General features: G+C 72.1%; 23 protein-coding genes and 1 pseudogene. 19 read left to right on the forward strand and 5 right to left on the reverse strand.

The genetic code is table 11. The features are described from left to right. The first annotated feature begins 48 nt into the window (after window positions 1-48). From OG520_RS32415 to OG520_RS32430, 4 genes are all read left to right on the forward strand, one after another. Window positions 49-1,122, forward strand: a complete 1,074-nt coding sequence (locus OG520_RS32415) for a glycine betaine/L-proline ABC transporter ATP-binding protein (protein ID WP_406015482.1) — start codon at window positions 49-51, stop codon at window positions 1,120-1,122. Then, window positions 1,115-3,751, forward strand: coding sequence for an ABC transporter permease/substrate binding protein (locus OG520_RS32420; RefSeq protein ID WP_406015483.1), 2,637 nt, complete (start codon window positions 1,115-1,117; stop codon window positions 3,749-3,751). The genes OG520_RS32415 and OG520_RS32420 overlap by 8 nt, the downstream gene beginning before the upstream one ends. Before the next feature lie 160 nt (window positions 3,752-3,911). Beyond that, the gene (locus tag OG520_RS32425; protein ID WP_266421699.1) at window positions 3,912-4,457 is read left to right on the forward strand and encodes a helix-turn-helix domain-containing protein; all 546 of its coding nucleotides are present in this window, start codon (window positions 3,912-3,914) and stop codon (window positions 4,455-4,457) included. 12 nt (window positions 4,458-4,469) lie between these two features. Beyond that, window positions 4,470-5,174 carry a helical backbone metal receptor gene (locus tag OG520_RS32430; RefSeq protein ID WP_406015484.1) on the forward strand — a complete coding sequence of 235 codons (705 nt, stop codon included), beginning with the start codon at window positions 4,470-4,472 and terminating at the stop codon, window positions 5,172-5,174. Here OG520_RS32430 and OG520_RS32435 read toward each other — a convergent pair. Then, the gene (locus OG520_RS32435; protein ID WP_406015485.1) at window positions 5,113-6,264 is read right to left on the reverse strand and encodes a TDT family transporter; all 1,152 of its coding nucleotides are present in this window, start codon (window positions 6,262-6,264) and stop codon (window positions 5,113-5,115) included. The genes OG520_RS32430 and OG520_RS32435 overlap by 62 nt on opposite strands. 70 nt (window positions 6,265-6,334) lie before the next feature. Between OG520_RS32435 and OG520_RS32440 the strand changes: the two genes are divergently transcribed. After that, a complete protein-coding gene (locus OG520_RS32440) occupies window positions 6,335-7,258 on the forward strand; it encodes a LysR family transcriptional regulator (RefSeq protein ID WP_266421705.1) in 924 nt (307 codons plus the stop codon). A gap of 165 nt (window positions 7,259-7,423) precedes the next feature. On the opposite strand, the gene OG520_RS32445 is transcribed toward OG520_RS32440, so the two are convergent. After that, window positions 7,424-8,152: a FadR/GntR family transcriptional regulator gene (locus OG520_RS32445; protein WP_399330072.1), complete on the reverse strand. Its 729-nt coding sequence runs from the start codon at window positions 8,150-8,152 to the stop codon at window positions 7,424-7,426. Window positions 8,153-8,262: 110 nt separating this feature from the next. Between OG520_RS32445 and OG520_RS32450 the strand changes: the two genes are divergently transcribed. Continuing rightward, window positions 8,263-9,195: a DUF2510 domain-containing protein gene (locus OG520_RS32450; RefSeq protein ID WP_406015486.1), complete on the forward strand. Its 933-nt coding sequence runs from the start codon at window positions 8,263-8,265 to the stop codon at window positions 9,193-9,195. A 36-nt stretch (window positions 9,196-9,231) separates the two neighbouring features. Here the strand turns inward: OG520_RS32450 and OG520_RS32455 are convergent, their stop codons facing one another. Further along, the gene (locus OG520_RS32455) at window positions 9,232-10,434 is read right to left on the reverse strand and encodes an amino acid deaminase/aldolase (RefSeq protein WP_399330070.1); all 1,203 of its coding nucleotides are present in this window, start codon (window positions 10,432-10,434) and stop codon (window positions 9,232-9,234) included. Window positions 10,435-10,895: 461 nt separating this feature from the next. Between OG520_RS32455 and OG520_RS32460 the strand changes: the two genes are divergently transcribed. Next, window positions 10,896-11,798: a hypothetical protein gene (locus OG520_RS32460; protein ID WP_406016625.1), complete on the forward strand. Its 903-nt coding sequence runs from the start codon at window positions 10,896-10,898 to the stop codon at window positions 11,796-11,798. After that, on the forward strand, window positions 11,795-12,991 hold the full coding sequence (gene mycP, locus OG520_RS32465; RefSeq protein WP_406015487.1) for a type VII secretion-associated serine protease mycosin: 1,197 nt from the start codon (window positions 11,795-11,797) through the stop codon (window positions 12,989-12,991). Before OG520_RS32460 ends, mycP begins: the two co-directional genes overlap by 4 nt. A 92-nt stretch (window positions 12,992-13,083) precedes the next feature. On the opposite strand, the gene OG520_RS32470 is transcribed toward mycP, so the two are convergent. Next, entirely contained in the window at window positions 13,084-13,797 is a 714-nt protein-coding gene (locus OG520_RS32470) for a serine hydrolase (RefSeq protein WP_406015488.1), read from the reverse strand. 132 nt (window positions 13,798-13,929) lie between these two features. Here OG520_RS32470 and OG520_RS32475 point away from each other — a divergent pair, with 132 nt between their 5' ends. After that, window positions 13,930-14,658 carry an SseB family protein gene (locus OG520_RS32475; protein ID WP_406015489.1) on the forward strand — a complete coding sequence of 243 codons (729 nt, stop codon included), beginning with the start codon at window positions 13,930-13,932 and terminating at the stop codon, window positions 14,656-14,658. Window positions 14,659-14,774: 116 nt separating this feature from the next. After that, window positions 14,775-15,187: pseudogene (locus OG520_RS32480) on the forward strand (transposase); the annotation flags it as partial. A gap of 197 nt (window positions 15,188-15,384) precedes the next feature. On the opposite strand, the gene OG520_RS32485 reads toward OG520_RS32480, so the two are convergent. Next, the gene (locus OG520_RS32485) at window positions 15,385-15,747 is read right to left on the reverse strand and encodes a DUF1844 domain-containing protein (RefSeq protein WP_266421723.1); all 363 of its coding nucleotides are present in this window, start codon (window positions 15,745-15,747) and stop codon (window positions 15,385-15,387) included. A gap of 344 nt (window positions 15,748-16,091) precedes the next feature. Between OG520_RS32485 and infC the strand changes: the two genes are divergently transcribed. From infC to OG520_RS32530, 9 genes are all read left to right on the forward strand, one after another. Then, a complete protein-coding gene (infC, locus tag OG520_RS32490; protein ID WP_329200305.1) occupies window positions 16,092-16,790 on the forward strand; it encodes a translation initiation factor IF-3 in 699 nt (232 codons plus the stop codon). Between the two features lie 121 nt (window positions 16,791-16,911). Further along, window positions 16,912-17,106, forward strand: coding sequence for a 50S ribosomal protein L35 (gene rpmI / locus OG520_RS32495; RefSeq protein ID WP_072484441.1), 195 nt, complete (start codon window positions 16,912-16,914; stop codon window positions 17,104-17,106). Between the two features lie 109 nt (window positions 17,107-17,215). Further along, the gene (gene rplT / locus OG520_RS32500; protein WP_072484442.1) at window positions 17,216-17,599 is read left to right on the forward strand and encodes a 50S ribosomal protein L20; all 384 of its coding nucleotides are present in this window, start codon (window positions 17,216-17,218) and stop codon (window positions 17,597-17,599) included. A gap of 125 nt (window positions 17,600-17,724) precedes the next feature. Beyond that, window positions 17,725-18,555 (forward strand): TrmH family RNA methyltransferase, encoded by an 831-nt coding sequence (locus OG520_RS32505; protein ID WP_389974432.1) that lies wholly within the window; start codon window positions 17,725-17,727, stop codon window positions 18,553-18,555. 103 nt (window positions 18,556-18,658) lie between these two features. Beyond that, window positions 18,659-19,822, forward strand: coding sequence for an ATP-binding protein (locus OG520_RS32510; protein WP_399330066.1), 1,164 nt, complete (start codon window positions 18,659-18,661; stop codon window positions 19,820-19,822). A gap of 145 nt (window positions 19,823-19,967) precedes the next feature. After that, the gene (gene pheS, locus OG520_RS32515) at window positions 19,968-21,095 is read left to right on the forward strand and encodes a phenylalanine--tRNA ligase subunit alpha (RefSeq protein ID WP_329817834.1); all 1,128 of its coding nucleotides are present in this window, start codon (window positions 19,968-19,970) and stop codon (window positions 21,093-21,095) included. Continuing rightward, window positions 21,095-23,605, forward strand: a complete 2,511-nt coding sequence (gene pheT / locus OG520_RS32520; protein WP_406015490.1) for a phenylalanine--tRNA ligase subunit beta — start codon at window positions 21,095-21,097, stop codon at window positions 23,603-23,605. Before pheS ends, pheT begins: the two co-directional genes overlap by 1 nt. A 422-nt stretch (window positions 23,606-24,027) precedes the next feature. Beyond that, entirely contained in the window at window positions 24,028-25,377 is a 1,350-nt protein-coding gene (locus OG520_RS32525) for a transcriptional regulator (RefSeq protein ID WP_406015491.1), read from the forward strand. An 87-nt stretch (window positions 25,378-25,464) separates the two neighbouring features. Continuing rightward, on the forward strand, window positions 25,465-25,995 hold the full coding sequence (locus OG520_RS32530) for an NUDIX domain-containing protein (RefSeq protein ID WP_399330063.1): 531 nt from the start codon (window positions 25,465-25,467) through the stop codon (window positions 25,993-25,995). Window positions 25,996-26,006 lie beyond the last annotated feature (11 nt).

Raw genomic sequence — 26,006 nt, forward strand, 5'->3', positions numbered from 1 at the left:
CAAGCTGAACGCTTGTACAAAGTGTTTGGCAGACGACCCGATCAAGCCGTGCAGAAGCTCGAAAGCGGTACCGACCGCGACGAGCTGCGCGCCGACGGAACGACCGCAGCGGTGATCGACGCCTCGTTCACCGTCGAACCGGGACAGATCTTCGTCGTGATGGGTCTGTCCGGGTCCGGAAAGTCGACGTTGCTGCGCATGCTCAACGGCCTTCTGGAGCCCACAGCCGGACGCGTGCTCTTCGACGGCCAGGACCTGACCGCCCTGAGCCCCGCCGAACTGCGCCATGTCCGCTCCTCCAAGATCAGCATGGTGTTCCAGCACTTCGCGCTCTTCCCCCACCGCAGTGTGCTGGAGAACGCCGGATACGGCCTGGAAGTCCAGGGTGTGCCGCGTGCCGAGCGCGAGAAGCGCGCCGCCGAGGCGCTGGAGCTGACCGGCCTCGCCGGCTGGGAGAAGTCCTGGCCCGACGAGCTGTCCGGCGGCATGCAGCAGCGTGTCGGCCTGGCCCGCGCCCTGGCCACCGACGCCGACCTGCTGCTGATGGACGAGTCCTTCAGCGCACTCGACCCGCTGATCCGCCGCGACATGCAGGACCAGCTGCTCGAACTGCAGAAGCGGCTGAAGAAGACCATCGTCTTCATCACCCACGACCTCAACGAGGCCATGCGCCTCGGCGACCGCATCGCCGTGATGCGCGACGGGAAGATCGTCCAGCTCGGCACCGCCGAGGACATCCTCGTCACCCCGGCCAACGACTACGTCGCCTCCTTCACCCAGGATGTCGACCGGACCCGGGTGCTGACCGCGGGCGCCATCATGGCCGAACCGCACACCGTCATGGGCACCAGCACGGACGACGGCAAGGAACTGCGCACCGCGGCCGATGTGCTCGCGGCCGCCCCGGCCACCGTCACCGAGTCCACGCCGATCATCGAACTCTTCACGCCCTGCTCGCAGAGCGGAGTGGCGGTCGCCGTGACCGACGCCGGGGGCAAGCTCGTCGGTGTCGTACCCCGCGCACGGCTGCTCGCCGTGCTCGGTGAGCCGATGACCCCCACCGAGGTCCCGCAGGACGTCGAGCCCGGCGCGGCCGGCACGAAGAAGGTGGCCAGTGTTTAGGCTCCCTCTCGGCGACTGGGTCGACTCCGCCGTCGACTGGCTGCAGACCCATCTGGCCTGGCTGTTCGACGCGATCAGCTCGATCGTCAGCAATATGTTCGACGGCATAGCCGCCGTACTCTCCGCCCCCGCCCCGCTGCTCTTCGCGGGCATCGTCGCGGTCATCGCCTGGTGGCTGCGCGGCCTGCTCGCCGGTGTGCTCGCCTTCGTCGGCTTCGCCGTCATCGACTCCGTCGAGCTGTGGGACGAGGCGATGGACACCCTCACCCTGGTGCTCGTCGCCACCATCATCGCGCTGGTGCTGGCCGTACCGCTGGGCATCTGGGCGTCCCGCTCCAAGACGGTCAGCGCGGTGACCCGGCCGGTCCTGGACTTCATGCAGACCATGCCCGCCATGGTCTATCTGATCCCCGGCGTCATCTTCTTCGGCGTCGGCGTGGTGCCCGGCATCATCGCCACCATCATCTTCTCGCTGCCCCCGGGCGTCCGGATGACCGAGCTCGGCATCCGCCAGGTCGACGGCGAGCTCGTCGAGGCGGCCGAGGCGTTCGGCACCACCAGGCGCAACACGCTGCTGCGGGTCCAGCTGCCGCTCGCGCTGCCCACGATCATGGCGGGCATCAACCAGGTCATCATGCTGGGTCTGTCCATGGTGGTCATCGCCGGCATGGTCGGCGGCGGCGGCCTCGGCGGCGCCGTCTACCGCGCCATCGGCAACGTGGACGTCGGTCTCGGCTTCGAGGCGGGCATCTCCATCGTCATCGTGGCGATGTACCTGGACCGGATGACCGGCGCGCTCGGCCGCGAGGTCTCCCCGCTCGCCCGCCGCGCGCTCGCCAGGGCGCAGGCCATGGCCGGCGGATTCAAGATCTGGAACCACCGCCCGCAGCCCGTCGTCGCGGTCTCCGGCGTCGTCGTCCTCGCGCTCGTCGCCGGTGCCCTCGGCATCTTCGGCTCCTCCGGGTCGGACAAGGCCAGGAGCACCGCCGACGGTTCGGACATCGGCGCGGGCAAGAAGATCAGCATGGGTTACATCCCGTGGGACGAGGGCATCGCCTCCACCTTCCTCTGGAAGGAGATGCTGGAGCGGCGCGGCTTCGAGGTCGACGTCAAGCAGTACGAGGCCGGCGCGCTCTACACCGGTATGGCCAACGGCCAGATCGACTTCGAGACCGACTCCTGGCTCCCGGTCACCCACGCCAGCTACTGGAAGACGTACAAGGACCGCCTGGAGGACATGGGCTCCTGGTACGGCCCCACCTCGCTGGAGCTGGCCGTCCCCTCGTACATGAAGGACGTCCAGTCGCTGGACGACCTCAAGGGCAAGGGCTCGCAGTTCAAGGGCCGGATCGTCGGCATCGAGCCGAGCGCCGGCGAGATGGGCCTGCTCAAGGACAAGATCCTGCCGGGCTACGGCCTGGACAAGGAGTACAAGGTCGTCGACGGCTCCACGCCGTCGATGCTGGCCGAGCTGAAGCGCTCGTACGCCAAGAAGGAACCGATCGTCGTTCCGCTCTGGTCGCCGCACTGGGCGTACAACCAGTTCGAGCTCACCAAGCTCAAGGACCCCAAGAACCTCTGGGGCAAGGGCGACGGCATCCACACCCTGGCCCGCAAGGGCTTCTCCGCCGACAACCCCGAGGTCGGCAGCTGGCTCAAGAACTTCAAGATGAGCGAGGAGCAGCTCACCAGCCTTGAGGCGCAGATCCAGAAGTCCGGCTCCGGCAAGGAGCAGGAGGCGGTCCGCACCTGGCTGAAGGCCAATCCGGGCGTCGCCGACAAGTGGACCCCGGTCGCCAAGGGCGGCACGGCCAAGGGCGCGAACGGCAAGGACGAGCGCGACCGCGCCGTCGAGATGGCCTGGTTCCCCTGGGAGGAGGACATCGCCGCCACGTATCTGTGGAAGGCCGTCCTGGAGGAGCGTGGCTACAAGATCAACCTCAAGCAGTTCGAGGTCGGTCCGATGTACACCGCGATGTCGCGCGGCCAGATCGATGTGCAGTTCGACGGCTGGCTGCCGTACACCCAGAAGAACTACTGGGAGAAGTACGGCTCGAAGCTGAGCGACCTCGGATCGTGGTACGGCCCGACATCGATCGAGGTCGCGGTGCCCTCCTACGTGAAGGACGTCAAGTCCCTCGCCGACCTCAAGGGCAAGGGCTCGCGGTTCAAGGGCCGGATCGTCGGCATCGAGCCCGGCACCGCCACGATGGAGAACCTCAAGAAGAACGTCCTGCCGGCCTACGGCCTGGACAAGGAGTACGAGGTCGTCGACTCCTCGACGCCCGGCATGCTCGCCGAGCTGAAGCGCGCGTACGCCAAGAAGGAGCCCATCGCGGTGCTGCTCTGGACCCCGCACTGGGCGTACAGCGAGTACGGCATGACCAAGCTGAAGGACCCCGAGAAGGCCTTCGGCGACGGCGACCGGCTGCACACCATCGCGGCCAAGGACTTCCCGAAGAACTACCCGCAGCTGACGAAGTGGTTCAAGAACTTCAAGCTGAGCGAGGACCAGCTCGCCGGACTGGAGAATCAGATCCAGAAGCACGGCGCGGGGCACGAGGAAGAGGCCGTGAAGGCCTGGATGGAGACGAATCCGGGCATCGTGGACAAGATGGCTCCGCAGTAGGGCCTTCCGCAGGCCCTGAGGCACCTGGAAGGGTGGGCACCGCCGACGGCGGGCCCGCCCTTTCCGGGTTCCCGGACGTTCACCATCCGGCCGACCTTGCGCAACCGTATGCGTAATGTGCTGGCAGCCGGAAGGATGACGAGTCGGGAGGGAGCCGGACATGGACGAGAAGGAAGCACTCCGCGTGGGCGCCGCGGTCCGCCGAAGGCGCAGAACCCTGGGGCTCACACTGGCCGCGGTCGCCGACCGCAGTGGTCTGTCCGTGCCGTTCCTCAGCCAGATCGAGAACGAGCGGGCCCGGCCCAGCGCCCGGTCCCTGGACCGGGTCGCCGAAGCCCTGGAGACCACCACGGCCCGGCTGCGCGCCGCCGCGGACTCGGCACGCGCCGTCGCCGTGGTGCGCGCGGGCGAGGGCGACGGGGTACGCCGGGTGGTGCGCGGACGCCATCAGCTCAGCGCCCTGGAGTTCACCGGGGAACTGGACCTCGGGCGCGAGTTCCAGCACCGCAACGACGAGGTGATGTACGTGGCGCAGGGCGCCGCCGAGGTGGAGGCCGAGGGACAGGCGTACCGGCTGGAGCAGGGCGACACCCTCTTCCTGTCCGGCGGGGTGCGGCACCGCTGGCGGGCCACGGTGCCCGGTACGCGGCTGCTGGTCGTCGCGGTCGCCGAGCACATCGACGCCACCTACGACCCGCGCCGCTGAGAGGGGCCCGTCGTGCGAGTCGTCTCCCTGGTCCCCTCGCTCACCGAGGCGGTCGCGGTCACCGCGCCCGGACTGCTGGTCGGGGTCACCGACTGGTGCACCCACCCGGCCGGCCTGGCCGCCGCCCGGATCGGCGGGACCAAGAATCCCGACGTGGCCGCGGTGCTCGCGCTCCGGCCCGATCTCGTCGTCGCCAACGAGGAGGAGAACCGCGAGGCCGACCTCGCGGCGCTCCGGGCCGCCGGGACCGAGGTGCTGGTCACCGGGATCCGCACCCTCGGCCAGGCCTTCGAGGAGCTCGAACGCGTCCTGGCCGCCTGCGGCCGGCCCAGGCCGCGCTGGCTGGACGAGGCCGAGGCCGCCTGGGCCGCGCTCCCGCCGCCCCGCGCCCCGCGCCGTGCGGTGGTGCCCGTCTGGCGCAGGCCCTGGATGGTGCTGGGCCGCGACACCTTCGCCGGGGACCTGCTGGCCAGGCTCGGCGTCGAGAACGTCTATGCGGACCACGCCGAGCGCTACCCCCGTATCCCGCTCGACGCGCTCAACGCGGCGGGCGCCGACCTGGTGGTGCTGCCCGACGAGCCGTACCGCTTCACCGCGGACGACGGGCCCGAGGCCTTCCCCGCCCTGCCCGCCGCGCTCGTCGACGGGCGGTTCCTCACGTGGTACGGGCCGTCACTGGTGCGGGCGCCTGAGGTGCTGCGAGCAGCGCTCCGCTGAACAGCCCGCGCAGCGTCCGGACCCCGGCCACCGCCCATGCCGCCACCAGCAGCACGTACAGCGCGACGGCCAGCCAGGTGTACGCCGTGAGACCGGTGTGCCGGGCCAGGCCCGCGGCACCCGTGACACACGTACCGACCGGGAAGGTGAAGCCCCACCACGTCATGCCGAAGGTCATGCCGTTCCGTGCGGCCCGCACCACCAGTGCCACGGCCAGCGCCAGCCACAGCAGCGCGAAACCCATCACCGGCACCCCGTACAGCACGGCGAACACCCCGAACCCCGAGGCGTACGGCGCCCCGATCGCACCCGGCGCCACATCGGCGAGCTGATTGACCGCGGTCGTCGACTGCCCCAGCGGGCCGAGGACCAGGAACAGCGTGGGCGTCAGCGCGAGCGGCAGCGGCCCCTGGTGGACGAGCCGGGCGAAGATCAACGGCAGCATCACCAGCGTGGCCAGCAGACTCAGACCGAACATCGCGTAGCAGGCCAGCAGCAGCGCCTCCCGCCACTGACCGGCCGGCAGCTCCGGCACCAGCAGCGGACCGAGGGCCGCGGAGACCATCGGGGCCACCAGCGGCAGCAGCCACACCGGCGACGCGGTGCCGGGTTCGATCCGGTGGCGTACGACCATCAGATACGGGATCGCGACCGCGGCGGCCAGCCCGATCAGCGTGCCCGCGGTGTACAGCACCACGTCCAGGGCGAGCGCGGCCCCGTGTCCGATGACATCCCGGCCGACCACCATCGACGAGCCGCCGACGGCCAGCAGAGCCATCGAGAGGCAGCCGTAGAACGGGGCCACGGCCGGGTCGAGCAGATGGCTGCGGGCCTGGTCGCGATGGGCGATCCAGTGCCCGGTGCGGGCCACGAGCACCGCGGCGAGCGCGACCGCCGCCAGCGCCCACACCACCGTGCAGGCGGCCCGCAACCCGGGGACGTGCACGGGCAGCGCGACACCCGCGCTCGCGACGATCGAGGTGCCCATGACGGCCGCGTACCAGTTGGGGCCGAGATACCGCAGGGAAGGCAGCCGCACGGCGGCCGGAATCGGGGCTGGGGGCTGCTGCGTCTGCGGAAAGATGGCCATGCCACGATTTTCTCGGCGAGGGACGGACCCCACCAGGGAGTCCGCGTCTATGAGGTCATAAGGTGGCTTTATGGCCGGTGAAGCGCATGTCCCTCTCTCCCACCGGGTTCCCGACCTCGGAGCGCTGGAACTCCTGCTCGCCGTCGCCCGGCACGGCAGCCTGGGGCGCGCCGCCCGGGACGTCGGCGTCACCCAGCCCGCCGCCAGCAGCCGCATCCGCTCCATGGAACGGCAGCTCGGCGTGGCCCTGCTGGACCGTTCACCGCGCGGCTCCCGGCTCACCGACGCGGGCGCGCTGGTCACCGACTGGGCACGCAGGATCGTCGAGGCGGCCGAGGCGTTCGACGCGGGCGCGCAGGCGCTGCGCGACCGGCGGGACTCCAGGCTGCGGGTCGCCGCCTCCATGACCATCGCCGAATACCTGCTGCCCGGCTGGCTGATAGCGCTCCGCGCCGAACGGCCGGACACGGCGGTCTCGCTGCTCGCCGGGAACTCGGCGGCGGTCGCGGGCCGGCTGCTGGTCGGCGACGCCGACCTCGGTTTCGTGGAGGGCCTGTCCGTACCGGAAGGGCTCGACGGCACGGTCATCGCCCACGACCGCCTCGTCGTCGTGGTCGCCCCTTCCCACGCCTGGGCCCGCCGCCTCACGCCCCTCACCCCGCAGGAACTCGCCGCCACCCCGCTGATCCTGCGCGAACACGGCTCCGGCACCCGCCAGGTCCTGGACGCGGCCCTCGCCGTGCACGGCGGCCTCGCCCAGCCGCTGCTCGAACTCTCCTCCACGACCGCGGTGAAGGGAGCGGCGGAGAGCGGCGCCGGACCGTGCGTCCTGAGCGAACTGGCGCTCGGCGAGGAGCTGTCCTCGCGGCGCCTGGTCAAGGTCCCGGTCGCCGGAGTGCGCCTGCGACGCCAGCTGCGCGCGGTCTGGCCCTCCGGCCACCGCCCGACCGGGCCGGCCCGCGACCTCCTGTCACTGACGGCGCGGGACGGCTGAGGGCTGTGCCGCCATCCGCTCCGGGCCTTCCAGCGCGCCCAGGGCGTGGCGGCGCTGCGCTGGCTGCGGGGGAGACTCGGGCACGGCGCTCCTTGAGGGAGTCCTGTCAGACACCGGGCACCAATGGTGATGAATCAGACCTTTGCGACCTCCGTGCGCTCCCGCTCAGGCCAGGAAGCCGCGCAACAGCGCGGCCGTACCGGCGCAGTGCTCGCGCATCACCGCACGCGCGGCCTCCCCGTCACCGTCGAGGACCGCCTCGACCAGGCTGGTGTGCTGGTGCTGCGAATGCTCCAGGTTCCGTACGAGCAGGGGTATGCAGTCCAGCAGGTCGTTCAGGGCGGCCCGGACGGCCGCGTACTGCGTGGTGAGCGACGCGGACCCGGAGAGCTCGGCCAGGGTCAGATGGAACAGGGTGTCGCGCCTGCGGTAGTCCTGCAGCGGGGCCTCATGGGTCGCCGTCAGGGCGGCGCGCAGCCGGTCCGCGCCCTCGCCGTCGAGTCCCTGCACGGCGCACAGCTCGGCCGCCCCGGCCTCCAGCACCTCGCGGAAGCGCAGCACGTCCTCGATGTCGACGGACGCGATCCTCCGGCGCAGCTCGTCCTCGCCGGGACTGCCGGTGCGCCGCAGCACGAACGTGCCGCCGTACCGGCCGCGCCTGCTCTCCACCAGGCCCTGGTCCTGCAGGACCTTCAGCACCTCGCGCAGGGTGACCCGGCTGATCCCCAGCAGCTCGGAGAGGTCGCGCTCGGCCGGCAGCCGCCCGCCGCCCGGCACCAGCCCGAGCCTGATCACCTGGAGGATCTGCTCCAGCGCCTCCTCGAAGCCGTTCCCCGCCCGGACCGGCCGCAGTACGGGCATCAGGCGGTCGATGAACTCGCTTTCCCCGGCCATGCCCCGCTCCCCTTCCCGGTCTTGGTCGACCATCAATGGTTGACCCTCACACCTTAAGTCTTCCGGCAATTGACGGGTCCGGGGCGGTGACCGAACCCTAAAGTGGGGGGATGAGCAACGCGACACCCCCCGGCTGGTACCCGGACGCCGCGTCACCGGGCACCGACCGCTGGTGGGACGGCACGGCGTGGACCGCGCACACCCGTCCGGCCGCCCAGGTGTCCCAGGGGTTCGGCCCGCCCGAGCCGGTCGCCGCCGCATCCGGCGACGGCACCGCCGGGGGCGGGGGCGGCACCCGGATCGTCGCGCTCGCCGTGGCCGGGCTGGTCGTCGTCGGCGCGGCCGTCACCGGAGCCGTACTGCTGGGCAGGGACGACAGCGGTACGCGGCCCGAGGCCGGAGCGAGCAGCTCCGCTCCGCCGGCCACCGCCGCGACGGACACCCCGTCGCCCGGTGACTCACCGGCCGAGGACGACCCGAAGGTCCTCGTCGACCAGCTCAACGGCATCACCCTGCCGATCCCCGACGGCTGGGAGAAACCCGACAGGACCGTCGAGCCGGTCGTCACCATGCGCACCGTCGACTCCTACGACTGCCCCGGCAACTCCTCCGACTTCTGCTACCACGCCACGGTGACCAGCCGCATCGCGAGCGCCACGGACATCACCTCCGCCGAGGAGCTCGCCAAGCAGGACATCGCCACCGCCGCCGACAGCGCCTACGAGAAGAACATCGTCGGCGCGCGGATCCACGGCGGCATCACGTCCCACAAGCAGCTCGACTCCACGTCCGTGAGCGTCGCCGGACGCGCCGGCTACCAGGTCCGCTGGCGCGTCGACACGGCCAAGGGGCCCGGCGGTTATGTGCAGTCGCTCGTCTTTCCGTCCACGATCGGCAGCGAATCGCTGATCATCGTCCGCTACGCCTTCGACGCGGGCCCCGACGGACCGCCGCTCTCGCTCATGGACACCATCACCAAGGGGATCCGGCGGATCGGCGACAGCGCGACGAGCGGTGGCGTGGGCAGCTCGATCGCACCCTGACACGGGCCGCCCGGTCGGAGGTCACCCGACAGGCTCTCAGAGGAACGTACGGCCCTCGCCCCGGTACGTCGGCACGGCCGCGGTCACCCGGTCGCCCTCGATCAGCTGCAACTCGTCGAAGCGCTCGCACAGTTCACCGGCCTTCGCGTGCCGGAACCACACCTTGTCGCCGATCAGCAGATCGTCGGCCGGGGCGCCGAGCAGCGGGGTCTGCACCTCGCCGGGTCCCTCCTGCGGGTCGTAGCGCAGTCCCTCCGGCAGATACGGGACGGGTAGCCGGTCCGGGCCCGCGGGGCCGGACGCCGGGTAGCCGCCACCGAGGACCGTCACCACGCCCACACCCGGCCGGCGCACCACGGGATGGGCGAACAGCGCCGCCGGACGGGCCGTGAACGACGTGTAGTTGTCGAACAGCCGGGGCACGTAGAGCCCCGACCCGGCCGCGATCTCGGTCACCGCGCGCTCGGCCGCGGTGTGCTGCACACTGCCCGTGCCGCCGCCGTTCACGAACTCCAGGTCCGGCGCCACCGCCCGTACCGCGCGCACCACCTCGGCCCGCCGGACGGCCAGTTCCCTGCGGCCCGCGGCCTGCATCAGCCGGACCGCCCGGGAGCGCAGCGGCCGGCCCGCGACCGAATCCCCGACCCCGGCGATATGGCCCTCGTACGCCATCAGACCCACCAGCCGGAAACCCGGCCGCCGGGCCACCGAGCGTGCCAGCTCCGCCAGTTGGGCGGGGGAGCGCAGCGGCGACCGCAGGGCGCCGACCCTGACCCGGCCGCCGAGCAGCCGGAGCGAGGTGTCCAGCTCCAGACAGACCCGGATCTCCTCGCGGCCCCCCGCCCGCGCCGCGTCGATCAGCTCCAACTGCGCGTGGTCGTCGACCATCACCGTCACCGCCGCGGCCAGCTTCGGATCGGCGGCCAGCTCCGCGAAGGCGGCCCGGTCGGCCGACGGATAGGCCAGCAGCACGTCCGCGAACCCGGCCCGCGCCAGCCACAGCGACTCCGCCAGCGTGAACGACATGATCCCGGCGAAACCGGGCCGCGCCAGCACCCGCTCCAGCAGGGCCCGGCAGCGCACCGATTTGCTCGCCACCCGGATCGGCTTCCCGGCCGCCCGGCGGACGAGATCGTCGGCATTGGCGTCGAACGCGTCGAGATCGACGATGGCGATCGGGGCGTCCAGGTGGGCGGTGGCCCGGTTGTACCGGGTCCGGTCAGCGGCACGGGCAGTCATGGCGGCAGCTTGCCAGACGTCCGTACCGCTGGGTAGGGGGATGATCCGCGCAGATCGTCCGGGGCCGGACGGCCCGCTCCCGCCAGGGGCGTTCCACCCCGTAGAGTGACGGCACGCGGCAACCAACGGGCCTGCCTGTGACGTCGATCCGCGCACGGTACGGAATGGGACCAGGGGGGCGGATGAGTACCGAGGCGCAGCACGCTCCTGTCCCGCCCCGCCCCACGCCACCGGCGCCCCCGGCGCAGGACCCCCCTCCGGCTTCCGTGGGCGCACCCGATCCGCCCCGCCCGAGCACACCGCCGCCCGCGGCGGCCGCCCCGCCCGTGGAGACCACGGCCCGGCTCCGGCCCGTGCCCCCGGCCCCCGCCGCGCCCGCCCCCACCCCCACCCCACCCGCCACCGCCCCGCCGCGCCCCGAACAGCCGCCCGCGGCGACCCGCCGCCGGCCCGTCGGCGCCGTGGACCTCACCCCGCGCCCGGGAGCGGCCCCGCCACCGGCCGGGCCGGCCCACGTCCCGCACCCGTACCGGCCGCCGCAGCCGTACCGGGGTCCCCACCCCGAGACGCCCGCCGAGACCACCACCCGGCTGCGCCCGATCCGTACCCGTCACCCCGCCAGGACCGCGACCGCCGCGGCCTGTGTCGTGCTCGGGCTCGGGCTGATCGGCGGCGCGGCCACCGGCGCCTGGCTCACCAGTGACTCCTCGGCCGACGCCGCCGCCCACAGCGCCTACACCGTGGGACGCTCCGCCTGGCACAGCGTCCCCGTGGACACCCTCTTCCCCCGCACGCTGACCGGTGACGGAGCGGGCCCCGGCGGCGCCGACCGGATCTGGACCCGGATCGCCGTCGCCCCGGACGGCGGCTGCCGGGCGGCCCTGGACCCGCTGCTGGCCAGGACCCTCGGCCCGGTCGGCTGCGAGCGCCTGCTCCGTGCCACCTACACCGACGCCACCACCAGCAGCGTCACCACGGTCGGGGTGATCTTCACCGAGGGCGACCCGGCGGCGATGAAGGCGCTGAGCACCCGCTTCACCGGCCAGCACCTCGGCCGGCGCACCGACCTGATGCCCCGCACCTATCCCGCCAAGGGCACGGTCGCCGCCGGGTTCGGCGACCGGCAGCGCGCCAGCTGGACCGTCCACGTACTGACCGAGGTGCCCGTCGTCGTCTTCGCCGTGTCCGGCTTCGCCGACGGACGGACCGTCACCGACCCGCAGCCCGTCGACCGGGCCATGGCCGCGGACGTTACGACGGCCGCCGCCCAGGCCGGGCTCGGCCACGAGGCCAAGGGCATTGCCGACCGGATCGAGCGCGGACTGCGCCGGACCGTCACCGACCTCACGGAGAAGCCGGAATGAGCCGCCGCAGCCGCCGTCACCGTGTCCTGGGCGCGGTCTGCGCCGCCACCGCGTTCACGCTCCTGCCCGCGGCACCGGCCGGGGCCGACGCCATCCGGGACCAGCAGTGGGGCCTCCAGACGCTCCACACCGACAAGGCGTGGCGGACCACCAAGGGCAGGGGAGTCACCGTCGCCGTCGTCGACACCGGGGTCGACGGCAGCCTTCCCGATCTGGCCGGCCAGGTACTGCCCGGCAAGGACATGATCGGCTTCGGAGCCCGCCGCGGTGACCGCTCCTGGGCCCGGCACGGCACCGCGATGGCGGGCATCATCGCTGGTCACGGCCATGGGGCGGGGCGCGGCGACGGCGTGCTCGGCATCGCGCCCGAGGTGAAGATCCTTCCGGTGCGGGTGATCCTCGAAGCCTCCGACCCGGCCCGCGCCAAGGCCCGGGAGTCACGCGGCACGGCCCTCGCCGACGGCATCCGCTGGGCCGCCGACCACGGCGCCGATGTCATCAACCTCTCGCTCGGCGACGACAGCAAGTCCGCGCACCCCGAGCCCGGCGAGGACGCCGCCATCCAGTACGCGCTGAAGAAGGGGGCCGTCGTCGTGGCCTCCGCGGGCAACGGCGGCGAGAAGGGCGACCACATCTCGTACCCCGCCGCCTACCCCGGCGTGATCGCGGTCGCCGCCGTCGACCGGTACGGCACCCACGCCGCGTTCTCCACCCGCCGCTGGTACGCCACCGTCAGTGCCCCCGGGGTCGACATCGTCGTCGCAGCGCCCGACCACCAGTACTACGTCGAGTGGGGCACCTCCGCCGCCTCCGCGTTCGTCTCGGGCGCGGTCGCGCTGGTCCGCGCCGCGCACCCCGGACTGACGCCCGCCCAGATCAAGAAGCTCCTCATGGACACGGCCCGCAGCGCCCCGGCGGCCGGCCGCGACGACGCCCGGGGGTACGGCATCGTCGACCCCGCCGCGGCGATCGAGGCCGGAGCCGCGCTCCGCCCCGCCGGTCTGCGCGCCGAATCCGCCGAGACCGGCTACCGGAAGCGGTACTTCGGCGCCGGCCCCACCCTCGAGCGCCACGAAAGCAGCCCGGCGGGCTGGCTCGCCGCAGGCGCGGGCGGCCTCGGAGCGGTGCTGCTCGCCCTGGCCGTGGTGCTCTGGCGCGGCAGGGGCCGCGGTCCGGCCGCCGTACGGGGCTGAACGCGGCCCCAGGGGCTCTTGTCAGGATCAGGCCGGATCAGGGAGCGGGGTCCGGTCCCTGATCCGGCCTGACCCGAGCGAAAGGCGCCGGCTCACCGCGCGGCGCCGAGCACAGCCACCGCGGCCCTCGCCACCGACTCGACCAGCGCGATCCCCGACTCCTTCGTCCCGTGCCCGTCCGAGAGCACCGCCAGCAGACAGGTGCGCGCGCCGGTCCGGACCCGCCCGATGCTGTTGATGTCCCACAGCCCGGTCGTCGTCCGTGGCATCCACCCGTTCTTCAGGGCGCAGTCGCTGCCCGCCGCCGACACCCCCCACCGCTGACCGGCCTCGACCCGCTCCATCAGCCCCCGCAGATACGCACGCGAGTCCTCGCCCAGCTCCGAATCCGTGCTGAACACCGCACGCAGCAGCGTCAGCCGGTCCGCCGCCGTGGTCCGGGTCAGCCCCCAGGCGTGCGCCGCCGTCGTCCCGGTCAGGCCCAGGCGCGCATTGGCCGCGTCGAGCGCCGCCGGACCGCCGATGGCCCGCAGCAGCGCGGTGGCGGAGGCGTTGTCGCTCCGCTCGATCACGGCGGTGGCACGGTCGCGCTCGACGGCGGTGAGCGCGCGCCGCTCGTCCTGGGCGAGGAGCAGCAGTGCCGCGACCATGTCGACCTTGACGACGCTGGCGGTGTCGAACGCACCGTCCCCGTAGACCGCCCGAGCCCCGTTCCCGGTGTCCAGCACGGCGACCGACACCCTCGCGCCACCCGCGCCGGCCGGCAGCGGCTCCACCGCCGCGGCCAGTGCCGTGTCGAGATCCACCGGCGGCTCCTCGCTCTTCGTCACCCGTCGTCGCCCGTCGTCGCCGGGACCGACGATACGGACCCGGCCGCGGAGACCGGCCGATGCCGACCTGTCGGCAGGGCGGGGAAGCCCAGGCACTAGGCTCGCCCTGTGGCGCAGAAGAACATTCCGGACCCCGGATACTCCGACGACGACGGCACGGCCGACCCGGCACTGACCGAGGCACTGGCCGCCTGGGCCGAGGACCGCAAGGCCGTCGGCCCGGTACTCGAAGCCCTCAAGGGCACCCGGCTCCTGGTCCCGGTCGTCGCGGTACTGGGGGAGGTGGAGGAGGACGAGAACGGGCTGCGTCGCGAGAAGACCAGCGACATGGCCGTCCCCACCCTCCAGGCGGGGGACCGCCGCGCCCTGCCCGCCTTCACCTCGACCGCCTCGCTGGCCCTCTGGGATCCGCAGGCACGCCCCGTCGCCGTCCCCCTGCACCAGGCGCTGCAGGCCGCCGCGCACGAGAAGGCGGACACGGTCGTCCTCGATCTCGCAGGCCCGGTCGCGTTCGAGCTGACCGGCTCCGCACTGCTCGCCCTCGCCGAGGGCCGCACCAGCGCCGATCCGCTGGACGACCCCGCCGTCAGCTCGGCGGTGCGGACCGCGGTCGCTGCCGAGCCCGCGGTGCTCCGGGCCCACCTCGGCCCCGGCCGGGCCGACGGCACCCTCGCCCTGGTCCTCGCACCCGGCGCGGACCCCGCCGAAGCGGCCCGCCGGGTCGCGGAGCTGCTGGCGGCCGACGAGGTCCTGCGCGCCCGCCTGGTAAGCGGCCTCGACCTGGCACTGCTGCCGGCCGACGCCGCCGCGCCCGGTGAGCCCCTGTTCACGCGCTGAACGCCGGGAGCCCCCTGCCCGGGACGGGGCGCTGTTGGTTAATTCGGGGGCTCGCGTGGCGTCGGCCTTCAAGGCCCGGTTGTGCTCTTGAAGGCCGACGTTGTTGTGTGGGGTGGATGTCGATGCAGCCGATGGAGCCGGGGGAGATTCCGGCGGAGACGGTGCGGGTGGCGCGGGCCGCGTTCCGAAGGGAAGTCTGGCGATCCGGGTGCGGGATGAGCTGGGTGCGCTGTTTCACGACGAGGAGTTCGTCGATCTGTTCCCGTCGCGGGGCAAGCCTGCCTGGTCACCGGGCCGGTTGGCGCTCGTGCTGGTGTTGCAGTTCGTGGAGGGGCTCACCGACCGGCAGGCGGCGGAGGCGGTGCGGGCGCGGATCGACTTCAAGTACGCGCTCGGGCTGGATCTCGATGATCCTGGGTTCGACTTCTCGGTGCTCTCGGAGTTCCGGGACCGCCTGGTCGAGGCGGAGGCCGCGCGGCGGGTGCTGGACGGCATCCTGGCCGCGGCTGGGGAAAGCGCGGGCGCCGCCATCAACCTCGCCCGCATCGATGCCCACCTCACCGGCACGCCCCGATCCCGCACCCGCATGAGCTACTTCGCAGCACTTCGCCCCGCCGAGCTCATGCTCGACGGGGCGAAGTAGGACCAGCCCCCGAATTAACCAACAGCGTCCGGGACGGGGCGGGGGGCTCTCACGCTCGTGGGAACGGAACAGGCGGGTGGGGCTCAGCCGAAGACCGGGCCGGTGTACTTCTCGCCGGGGCCCTGTCCGGGCTCGTCCGGTACCAGCGAGGCCTCGCGGAACGCGAGCTGCAGCGACTTCAGGCCGTCCCGCAGCGGGGCCGCGTGGAAGGAGCTGATCTCGGTGGCGCTGCCGTCCAGCAGACCGGCCAGTGCGTGCACCAGCTTGCGGGCCTCGTCGAGGTCCTTGTGCTCGTCGCCGTCCTCGGTCAGGCCGAGCTTCACGGCGGCGGCGCTCATCAGATTGACCGCGACCGTCACGATCACCTCGACCGCGGGCACCTCCGCGATGTCGCGGGCCATGTCGTCGAAGCCGGGGGAATCACTGGTGGGGGTCGCGTCACTCATGCGCCATACGATAGGCCCACGCCGATGCCGCCCCGCCCGCGGGAGCGGCGCGGAGACAGCCGGTTAGCGTACGCCCGGGGGAGCTGCTAACCTTGTGTAACGACCGGCTGGGCAGCTATGTGCCCGGCCCACAAGTGGAGGCTCCGATCTCCCACCTGGCTGTCCTTTCAGGACGGCGGGTCATCCGGTCAGGCGGTGGCCATCGTTCCGTACGGACGATGGGACCGCCCGATGCGCCCCGCGGTTGACCGCGGTGGTTCCGGTTGTTCCAGGAGCCCCGCCTGTGTCCCGTCCGGGGCATTTTTATTGCACTGGTGCGGTTGGTCTCACGAAACAGACGTTACGTGGCTGTCCGCCAGGCGGCCGCGTGGTGCTACCGAGGAGGATCCATCAGCGCCGAGCCCCGCATCAACGACCGGATTCGCGTTCCCGAGGTGCGACTTGTCGGTCCCAGCGGCGAGCAGGTCGGGATTGTTCCGCTTGCCAAGGCCCTGGAACTCGCACAGGAGTACGACCTCGACCTGGTCGAGGTGGCGGCGACCGCCCGTCCGCCCGTGTGCAAGCTCATGGACTACGGGAAGTTCAAGTACGAGTCGGCCATGAAGGCCCGTGAGGCGCGCAAGAACCAGGCGCACACGGTCATCAAGGAGATGAAGCTCCGGCCGAAGATCGACCCGCACGACTATGACACCAAGAAGGGTCACGTCGTCCGGTTCCTCAAGCAGGGCGACAAGGTCAAGATCACGATCATGTTCCGTGGTCGTGAGCAGTCCCGCCCGGAGCTGGGCTTCCGACTGCTCCAGCGTCTGGCTTCGGACGTGGAGGAACTCGGCTTCATCGAGTCCAACCCGAAGCAGGACGGCCGGAACATGATCATGGTTCTGGGCCCGCACAAGAAGAAGACCGAAGCCATGGCCGAGGCCCGCGAGGCCCAGGCCGCCCGCAAGGCGGAGCGTCAGGGTTCCACCCCCGACGCCGAGGCCGCGGACGAGGCTGCCGAAGCGCAGCCCGAGGCTCCGGCCGAGACACCTTCCGAGGCGTGACCTCAGGGGGCCGCCATCCAGGCGGCCCCGGGTCTCCCCGGAATTCCCACCAAGATCTGACGCCCCTGCTGCCCGGTGCCCGCACCGCGAGGGGCGCCACTGACGAGGAGAGAACGGCGCGATGCCGAAGAACAAGACGCACAGCGGTGCCAGCAAGCGCTTCAAGATCACCGGCTCCGGCAAGGTGCTCCGTGAGCGCGCAGGCAAGCGCCACCTTCTTGAGCACAAGTCGTCCAAGAAGACCCGCTCGCTGACCGGCACGGTCGTAGTGGCTCCGTCCGACGCCAAGAAGATCAAGAAGCTTCTCGGCAAGTGAGTCCGCGGCCCGCGGTGAACCCGTGGGCGGCGCACTCGACTCAGACCGGGACCAATTCGTTTCCGGGCCGTGTGAGTCCAACCACGGCCCCGCTACAAGGAGTTAAAAAGTGGCACGCGTCAAGCGGGCAGTAAACGCTCACAAGAAGCGCCGGGCAATCCTCGAGCAGGCCAGCGGTTACCGGGGCCAGCGCTCCCGCCTGTACCGCAAGGCGAAGGAGCAGGTCACCCACTCCCTCGTCTACAACTACAACGACCGCAAGAAGCGCAAGGGCGACTTCCGTCAGCTGTGGATCCAGCGCATCAACGCCGCTGCCCGCCAGAACGGCATGACGTACAACCGCCTCATCCAGGGTCTGAAGGCCGCCAACATCGAGGTGGACCGCAAGATCCTGGCCGAGCTCGCGGTCAACGACAGCAACGCGTTCGCCGCCCTCGTCGAGGTTGCCCAGAAGGCCCTCCCGAGCGACGTCAACGCCCCGAAGGCCGCCTGATCCAGGTCGCACTTCCTGTCTTCTGAGCCGGACCCGCAGGCGCTCGCCGTCTGCGGGTCCGGTGCGTTGCACGACATGTTCCGTACGTCCGTCACCTCCGTACGCAGAGAGGCTCGCCGCCGACCATGGGCACCCCCGAACTGATCTCCCCGCGATCGCCGCGCGTCACCGCCGCCCGACGGCTGGCCAAGCGCAACTTCCGCGGCAAGGAGCGCAGGTTCATCGCCGAGGGGCCGCAGGCCGTGCGCGAGGCCGCCGAGCACCGCGGCAGCGACGGCGAGCCGACACTGATCGAGCTGTTCGCCACTGTCGAGGCGGCCGAGCGGTACGCCGACATCGTCGCCGCCGCCCACGCGGCCGGCGCCCGGGTGCACCTCGCCGACGGCGAAGTGCTCGCCGACGTGTCGCAGACCGTCACCCCGCAGGGCCTGATCGGCGTCTGCCGCTTCCTCGACACCCCGTTCGACGCGATCCTCGCCGCGAAGCCGAAGCTCGTCGCCGTCCTCGCCCACGTACGCGACCCCGGCAACGCCGGTACGGTGCTGCGCTGTGCCGACGCGGCGGGCGCCGACGCCGTCGTGCTCACCGATGCCTCGGTGGACCTCTACAACCCCAAGTCGGTCCGGGCCTCGGTCGGTTCGCTCTTCCATCTCCCGGTCGCCGTCGGCGTCCCGGTCGAGCAGGCCGTGCGGGGGCTGCGGGCGGCGGGCGTACGGATCCTCGCCGCCGACGGCGCGGGCGACGACGACCTCGACGACGAGCTCGACGCGGGCACCATGGGCGGTCCGACCGCCTGGGTCTTCGGCAACGAGGCCTGGGGCCTGCCGGAGGAGACCCGGGCGCTGGCCGACGCCGTCGTACGCGTTCCCATCCACGGCAAGGCGGAGAGCCTCAACCTCGCGACGGCGGCGGCCGTCTGCCTGTACGCCTCCGCGAGGGCCCAGCGCCCGAGGTGACCGCGGCTCCGCGCCACCGCAGGGTGTCGCTCCGTCACCGACGACTAGTAGGGTGGCGAACTCGGGGGCCCACTGCACCGGTTCGAGAGGTGGGGTACGGGATATGGCTGTCGGCATGAGCAGGCCGCGCGAGACACATGCGGCCGTCGTGCGCGCCCGTGAACCCTCCGGCACGGCCGGTGGACCGGACGGGAGCGGGAAGCTCGTAGCCGTCGACATGAGTGTCGATCCCGACGACCTGCCCGACGGACTGGTCGTCGCCGACGAGACCGGCCGGGTCATCTGCTTCAACTCCGCCGCCGCCCGGATCACCGCGGTGCCCCGGGCCGCCGCCCTCGGCCGCTCCCTGGAGCACGCGCTGCCGCTGGAGGACCTCAAGGGCCGCCGCTGGTGGACCCTGACCGATCCCTACGGCGGCCTCGCCACCCGGGTCGGCCAGCCCGAGCGCAATCTGCTGCTGCCCGGCGGCCGGGAGGTCCTGGTCTCCGCCCGTTACGTGCGCGAGCACCCGACCGGCCCCGTGCGCCGCGTGGTGATCTCGCTGCGCGGCACCGAGGCCCGCCGCCGCAACGAGCGCAGCCACGCCGAGCTGATCGCGACGGTCGCCCATGAGCTGCGCTCCCCGCTGACCTCCGTCAAGGGCTTCACCGCGACCCTCCTCGCCAAATGGGAGCGGTTCACCGACGACCAGAAGCGCCTGATGCTGGAGACGGTCGACGCCGACGCGGGCCGCGTCACCAGGCTCATCGCCGAGCTGCTCGACATCTCCCGGATCGACTCAGGACGCCTGGAGCTGCGGCGCCAGCCCGTGGACCTCTCCGCCGCCGTCGAACGTCACATCCAGGCCCTCACCGCGAGCGGCCAGACCCCCGACCGCTTCCTCGTCCGCACCTGCCAGCCGCTGCCCGCGGTCTGGGCCGACCCGGACAAGGTCGACCAGGTGCTGGGCAACCTGCTGGAAAACGCGGTGCGCCACGGCGAGGGAACCGTCACCATTGAAGTCGCACCCGCACCCGCGAAGAGCGACGAGAAGGGAACGGCCGTCACCGTGAGCGACGAGGGCCCCGGCATCCCCGAGGAGTCGATGGGCCGTGTCTTCACCCGCTTCTGGCGGGGAAGCAAGCGCGGCGGTACGGGCCTGGGCCTCTACATCGTCAAGGGCATCGTCGAGGCGCACGGCGGCACGATCACGGTCGGCCGCGGTCCCGGCGGCGGCGCGGAGTTCCGATTTATTCTGCCCGTGAGCGCGCCGGCCTACCTGGTCTGAGCGGCCCACGGGCCTCCCACACATCCTGTGGCCCTTAGACTCGACCTTTGGCACCTTTGCGTCCTCCAGTCGTCGATCGGGGCCATGGGGGTCCGGGGCATTCCCCGGTAAGCGCAGTATCAGCCAATCGGAAGCACGGGAAGAGATGTCGGCACCGAACAAGTCGTACGACCCAGTCGAGGTCGAGGCACTGAAACCGGAAGAGATCGAGCGCATGCGGGACGAGGCGTTCGCCGCCTTCGCCGCCGCCGGTGACCTCGACGCGCTCGCCCAGGCGAAGACCGCGCACACCGGTGGTACCTCGCCGCTGTCGCTCGCCAACCGCGAGATCGGCGCACTGCCGCCGCAGGCCAAGGCCGAGGCCGGCAAGCGCGTGGGCCAGGCCCGCGGCGCCGTCTCCAAGGCCCTCGCCGCCCGTCAGGCGGAGCTGGAGGCCGAGCGGGACGCCCGCGTGCTGGTCGAGGAGGCGGTGGACGTCACGCTGCCCTACGACCGCACCCCGGCAGGTGCCCGCCACCCGCTGACGACCATCATGGAGCGCGTCGCGGACGTCTTCGTCGCCATGGGCTACGAGGTCGCCGAGGGCCCCGAGGTCGAGGCGGAGTGGTTCAACTTCGACGCCCTGAACTTCGTGCCCGACCACCCGGCCCGGCAGATGCAGGACACCTTCTTCGTCCAGGGCGCCGACGGTGCCAGGAACGACGAGTCCGGTGTCGTGCTGCGTACCCACACCTCGCCGGTCCAGGCCCGCTCCCTGCTCGACCGCGAGCCGCCGGTCTACGTCGTCTGCCCCGGCCGCGTCTACCGCACCGACGAGCTCGACGCCACGCACACCCCGGTCTTCCACCAGATCGAGCTGCTGGCCGTCGACGAGGGCCTCACCATGGCCGACCTCAAGGGCACCCTCGACCACATGGTCCAGGCGCTCTTCGGCCCGGACATGAAGACCCGGCTGCGGCCGAACTTCTTTCCGTTCACCGAGCCGTCCGCCGAGATGGACATGGTCTGCTACGTCTGCCGCGGCGCGTCCGTCGGCAACCCGGACCGCCCCTGCCGCACCTGCGGCAGCGAGGGCTGGATCGAGCTCGGCGGCTGCGGCATGGTCAACCCCAAGGTGCTCATCGCCTGCGGCGTCGACCCCCAGAAGTACAGCGGATTCGCCTTCGGGTTCGGCATCGAACGGATGCTGATGTTCCGCCACAACGTAGAAGACATGCGAGACATGGTCGAGGGTGACGTCCGGTTCACCCGGCCGTTCGGGATGGAGATCTGATGCGCGTCCCGCTTTCCTGGCTGCGGGAGTACGTCGACCTGCCGGCGACGGAGACCGGCCGTGACGTACAGGCCAAGCTCGTCGACGTGGGTCTGGAGGTCGAGACCGTCGAGCAGATCGGCGCCGGCCTCAAGGGTCCGCTGGTCGTCGGACAGGTACTGACCATCGAGGAGCTGGAGGGCTTCAAGAAGCCCATCCGCTTCTGCACGGTCGACGTCGGCGACGCCAACGGCACCGGCGAGCCGCAGGAGATCGTCTGCGGCGCCCGCAACTTCGCCGTCGGCGACAAGGTCGTCGTGGTCCTCCCGGGCGCCGTGCTGCCCGGTGACTTCGCGATCGCCGCACGCAAGACGTACGGCAGGACCTCGCACGGCATGATCTGCTCCACCGACGAGCTCGGCATGGGCGACGACGGCACGCACGGCATCATCGTGCTGCCGCCGGAGCACGAGGCCGGTACCGACGCGATCGAGCTGCTCCAGCTCGTCGACGAGGTCCTCGACATCGCCGTCACGCCCGACCGCGGCTACTGCCTCTCCATGCGCGGCGTCGCCCGCGAGACCGCCATCGCGTACGGCCTGCCGCTGCGCGACCCGGCGCTCCTGGACGTGCCCGCGCCGAACGCGTACGGCTACCCGGTCAAGGTCGCCGACCCGTTCGGCTGCGACCGCTTCACCGCGCGCACCGTCGTCGGTCTGCAGCCCGAGGCCCGGTCCCCGATCTGGATGCAGCGCCGGCTCCAGAAGGCCGGGATGCGGCCGATCTCGCTCGCCGTCGACGTCACCAACTACGTGATGCTCGAACTGGGCCAGCCGCTGCATGCCTACGACCGGACCCGGATCGACGGTCCGATCGGGGTGCGCCGCGCCGAGCAGGGCGAGAAGCTCACCACGCTCGACGGCACGGTCCGCGTCCTGGACGCCGCCGACCTCGTCATCACCGACAACCGCGGGCCGATCGGCCTGGCGGGCGTCATGGGTGGTGCCAACACGGAGATCGCGGACGCCGCCGAAGGCACGCACACCACCGAGGTCGTCATCGAGGCGGCGCACTTCGACGCGACCTCGATCGCCCGGACCGCGCGCCGCCACAAGCTGTCCTCCGAGGCCTCCAAGCGCTTCGAGCGCGGCGTCGACCCGCAGGCCGCGGCAGCCGCCGCGCAGCGCACCGTCGACCTGCTGGTGCTGCTCGCCGGCGGCACCGCCGAGGCCGGGGTCACCGAGGTCAGCGCACCGTCCGCGCCCCGCACCATCGTGATGCCCGCGAACCACCCCGACCGGGTGGCCGGTGTCGCGTACGGCCGCGAGACCGTCGTACGCCGCCTCCAGGAGGTCGGCTGCGACGTCTACGGGCAGGACGAGCTGATCGTCACCGTGCCGTCCTGGCGCCCCGACCTCGGCGAGCCGAACGACCTCGCCGAAGAGGTCATCCGGCTGGAGGGTTACGAGAACCTCCCGTCCACGCTCCCGACCCCGCCGTCCGGCCGCGGGCTCACCGACCACCAGCGGCTGTACCGCAGGGTCGGCCGGGCGCTCGCCGGAGCCGGCTACGTCGAGGCGCTGAACTACCCGTTCATCGGCGACGCCGTCCTCGACCAGCTCGGGCTCGACGCGGACGACGCCCGCCGCCGTACCGTCAAGCTCGTCAACCCGATCTCCGACGAGGAGCCGGCGCTGCGCACCACGCTGCTGCCGGGCCTGCTCGGCGCACTGCGGCGCAACGACGGCCGCGGCAGCCACGACCTCGCGCTCTTCGAGACCGGCCTGGTCTTCAGGCCGACCGGCACCGAGACCGAGCCCGTCCGGCTGCCCGTCGACCGCCGTCCCACCGACGAGGAGATCGCCGGGCTCGACGCCTCGCTGCCGCGTCAGCCGCGCCGCGCCGCGGTCGTCCTCGCGGGCGCCCGCGAGCAGGCCGGCTGGTGGGGCAAGGGCCGCCCGGCCGACTGGGCGGACTCCGTCGAGGCCGCCCGCACGATCGCCCGTGAGGCCGGCGTCGAGGTGACCGTCCGCAGCGACCGGCACGCGCCGTGGCACCCGGGCCGGTGCGCCGCGCTGTACGTCACGGTGAACGGCGAGGAGACCCTCTTCGGGCACGCCGGTGAGCTGCACCCGCGGGTCGTCAAGGACCTTCACCTGCCCGAGCGCACCTGTGCCATGGAGGTCGAGCTCGACGTCCTGGAGCAGGCCGTCGACGGTGCGCTCCAGGCGCCCCGGATCTCCACCTTCCCGGTGGCGACCCAGGACGTCGCGCTGATCGTCGCGGAGAACGTCCCGGCCGCCGATGTGGAGCGGGCGCTGCGCGAGGGCGCGGGCGAACTGCTCGAATCGGTGCGGCTGTTCGACGTCTTCACCGGTGAGCAGATCGGTGCGGGCCGCAAGTCCCTGGCGTACGCACTGCGCTTCCGCGCGGCGGACCGCACGCTGACCGTCGACGAGGCCTCGGCCGCGCGCGACGCGGCGGTGGCCCTCGCCGCGGAGCGGACGGGCGCGGTGCTGCGGGGCGCGTAGCGTTTCGCGGGAACACGGCGAGGAGGGGCGCATCCGGTGACCGGGTGCGCCCCTCCCGCATGCTCGCCGAGCGGCGAGGACCGCACCCGGGCCCCGGCACGGCCCGGGGGAACCCGGCTCCGAGCCGACCCCGCAGCCACCCTCCGATCCGTGGGCAGTGGGTCGTGCGATCCGGCGCCGTCCACGCTGCCACGGAGTGTCGGGCAGGTCGGCAGAGCGGACGGCGCAGGTGCGGGTCGTCGTGCTGTACGAGGGGGAGCAGACGACCCGTCCGCCTCTTGCGAGACGACTGATTCAACCGATCCGCGCGCCGACGCAACAGGGTGCGCAGCGGGACGGTTCGGGCATTGCGTTCACACCCCGTGTGAATCGTGCTCCACTGGTGCGACACGCCTCGGCGTGCCGAACCACCGGAGGGGCGCATGGGGGCAACGGAGCCCAACATTCTGCTGGCTGCCCTGATCGAGGAGGCGGGTGTCTCCCGGGCGGGCCTTGCCGCGCACATCAACCGGGCCGGCCGCTCCCGCGGGCTGCGCCTGCGGTACGAACACACCGCGGTGGCCCGCTGGTTGAAGGGGCAGCGTCCGCGCGGCCAGGTGCCCGACCTGATCTGTGAAGTGCTCGGCGACCGGCTGAGCAGGCCCCTCTCGCTGGACGACATCGGCATGGCCACCCCGGGCACCGGCTCGCCCGTGCCCGCCTCCTCGCTCACCGGCTTCGTCGAGCGGGCCACCGCGCTGTGGCGCTCCGACGAAGGGCAGCGTCCGCACACCCTCGTCCCGGCCGCCGTCACCGGCACCGCGGCGGTGATGCCCGTCTGGGAGTGGGAGAACCCGCCGGAGGACGCCGATGTCTCGCGCGGTGGACCGACCCGCGTCTGCATGGCCGACATAGTGACCCTGCGCGCGGCCCGTACCCACTACGAACTGATGTACCGCCGGGCAGGCGGGATCGCGACCCGATCCCGCATCGTCGGCTTCCTCAACGCCGAGACCGCCCCGTTGCTGCGCGGCGGCTACAGCGACGCGATGGGCCGCCGGCTGCACCGGGCGGCGGGCGGTCTGGTGGCGGTCGCGGGGATCTGCGCCTACGACTCCGACGCGCACGGGCTCGCCCAGCGCTACTTCCACCAGGCGCTGCGGCTGGCCAAGGCGAGCGGGGACAGGGGGTTCGGCGGCTATGTGATCGCCCTGCTGGTCAACCAGTCGCTCCTCCTCGCCGACTACCGGCAGTCCGTGGCTTTCGCCCAGGCGGCGCTGCGGGCCGCCGGAGGCCACATCAGCCCCGCGCTCGCCGCCGACCTGTACGCGATGCAGGCCAAGGCGTACGCCCGACTGGCCGACGCGGGCGGCGCCCGGGAGTGCATCCGGCGCGCCGAGTCGGAGGCCGAGCGCATCAGGCCGGGCCATGAACCGGACGAGACGGGGTACGTCCAGCCGGGCCTGGTCGATGTGCAGGTGGCCGAGGCCCTGCTCGGCATCGGCGATCTGCCGGCGGCCAGGGAACACGCGGTGAAGGCCGTACGGATCCCGGCGCACGACCGGGGCCGGGTGCACCGGCTGGCCATGCTGACCCATGTCGAGCTGCGCCAGGGCGAGGCGGACCGGGCGGCGGCCACGGCCGCGGAGATGGCGGAGCGGGCCAGGGGCATGGAGTCGCGGCGGCTGCGCGACCGGCTGCGTGCCGTGCGCGAGGACCTGGTCGCGAGCGGCTGCGCCGACGCGGGGCGGGCCGCCGAACTGATCGACGGAGCGTTGCGCGTACCGCTGTGAGTGCGTACCCGAGAGGACCGGTGCGTTCCGTTCCGCTCCCGCTCCTGCTGCGATGTTGCCACCTACTTGTCGGAAGGTGGCAGAAACGTGCAATGGGTGAATCTGAACGAACAAACTGTGTACGAGAACCGCTGGTTCCGGGTCAATCTGGCGGACGTGGTCATCCCCGACGGCCGTCATCTCGACCACTACCTCATCCGGCTCCGCCCCGTCGCGGCGGCCACCGCCGTCAACGAGGCCGATGAGGTGCTCCTGCTCTGGCGGCACCGTTTCATCACGGACAGCTGGGGCTGGGAGCTCGCCGCGGGTGTCGTCGAGGACGGCGAGGACATCGCGGCCGCCGCCGCCCGGGAGATGGAGGAGGAGACCGGCTGGCGCCCCGGGCCGCTGCACCCGCTGCTGACCGTGGAGCCGTCGAACGGCCTCACCGACGCCCGGCACCACCTCTACTGGTCCGAGGAGGCCGCCTGGACCGGCGCGCCCAGCGACGCCTTCGAGTCCTCACGCCGCGAGTGGATACCGCTCAAGCTGGTGCCCGAGATGATCGCCCGCGGCGAGGTCCCGGCCGCCGGCATGGCCGCCGGGCTGATGATGCTCCGCCACTTACGGCTGGGGTGAGGCACCGCGAA

It is taken from the genome of Streptomyces sp. NBC_00984 (genome assembly GCF_045162475.1).
Classification (GTDB): Bacteria; Actinomycetota; Actinomycetes; order Streptomycetales; family Streptomycetaceae; genus Streptomyces.

Excerpts from the sequence above, each read along its gene's own strand:
- OG520_RS32425 (WP_266421699.1), top strand. The coding sequence starts at position 3,912 with ATGGACGAGAAGGAAGCACTCCGCGTGGGCGCCGCGGTCCGCCGAAGG.
- OG520_RS32435 (WP_406015485.1), bottom strand. The coding sequence starts at position 6,264 with ATGGCCATCTTTCCGCAGACGCAGCAGCCCCCAGCCCCGATTCCGGCC.
- OG520_RS32440 (WP_266421705.1), top strand. The coding sequence starts at position 6,335 with ATGGCCGGTGAAGCGCATGTCCCTCTCTCCCACCGGGTTCCCGACCTC.
- OG520_RS32445 (WP_399330072.1), bottom strand. The coding sequence starts at position 8,152 with ATGGCCGGGGAAAGCGAGTTCATCGACCGCCTGATGCCCGTACTGCGG.
- OG520_RS32450 (WP_406015486.1), top strand. The coding sequence starts at position 8,263 with ATGAGCAACGCGACACCCCCCGGCTGGTACCCGGACGCCGCGTCACCG.
- OG520_RS32455 (WP_399330070.1), bottom strand. The coding sequence starts at position 10,434 with ATGACTGCCCGTGCCGCTGACCGGACCCGGTACAACCGGGCCACCGCC.
- mycP (WP_406015487.1), top strand. The coding sequence starts at position 11,795 with ATGAGCCGCCGCAGCCGCCGTCACCGTGTCCTGGGCGCGGTCTGCGCC.
- OG520_RS32485 (WP_266421723.1), bottom strand. The coding sequence starts at position 15,747 with ATGAGTGACGCGACCCCCACCAGTGATTCCCCCGGCTTCGACGACATG.
- rpmI (WP_072484441.1), top strand. The coding sequence starts at position 16,912 with ATGCCGAAGAACAAGACGCACAGCGGTGCCAGCAAGCGCTTCAAGATC.
- OG520_RS32505 (WP_389974432.1), top strand. The coding sequence starts at position 17,725 with ATGGGCACCCCCGAACTGATCTCCCCGCGATCGCCGCGCGTCACCGCC.
- OG520_RS32510 (WP_399330066.1), top strand. The coding sequence starts at position 18,659 with ATGGCTGTCGGCATGAGCAGGCCGCGCGAGACACATGCGGCCGTCGTG.
- pheS (WP_329817834.1), top strand. The coding sequence starts at position 19,968 with ATGTCGGCACCGAACAAGTCGTACGACCCAGTCGAGGTCGAGGCACTG.
- pheT (WP_406015490.1), top strand. The coding sequence starts at position 21,095 with ATGCGCGTCCCGCTTTCCTGGCTGCGGGAGTACGTCGACCTGCCGGCG.
- OG520_RS32525 (WP_406015491.1), top strand. The coding sequence starts at position 24,028 with ATGGGGGCAACGGAGCCCAACATTCTGCTGGCTGCCCTGATCGAGGAG.